The sequence below is a fragment of the Prochlorococcus marinus genome (genome assembly GCF_001180245.1).
Lineage (GTDB): Bacteria > Cyanobacteriota > Cyanobacteriia > PCC-6307 > Cyanobiaceae > Prochlorococcus_A > Prochlorococcus_A marinus_F.
In genome coordinates this window covers 1-324 of the sequence record NZ_CVSV01000073.1, presented here as the reverse complement: position 1 = coordinate 324, position 324 = coordinate 1, and the positions used below count along the sequence as shown (strand labels likewise).

1 protein-coding gene is annotated in these 324 nt (G+C 24.4%); it reads left to right on the top strand.

Annotated features, from left to right (window positions below; translation table 11 throughout):
• The first annotated feature begins 121 nt into the window (after positions 1-121).
• Positions 122-256, top strand: coding sequence for a hypothetical protein (locus tag AMO19_RS08720; RefSeq protein WP_012008254.1), 135 nt, complete (start codon positions 122-124; stop codon positions 254-256).
• Positions 257-324 lie beyond the last annotated feature (68 nt).

The window sequence follows — 324 nt, the reverse complement described above, 5'->3', positions numbered from 1 at the left end:
ACGAAATAGTTCGGATGTGATTTTTCATTTTACAAATAAAAGAAATATTTATTTTCGAGAATGTGTATTTCTTTACTGTCTTTTATTTTTTTTCGTTTATCATTAAAAAAATTTCTAATTTATGGATGAGCTTTCTGTATTGTCAATTTCGCTATCTATAGCTTCTTTAGGAATTTTCTTTTTATTTTTCGCTTCAAATGATGATGATGATCAAGATGGAGGTAAGTTGATTAAATCATTAGAAAGAATTAATTAATTCCAAGTAAATAAAACATTTAATAGGGATTTATAACCTATAAATCCTGCATAAATGCAGCTTAAAAA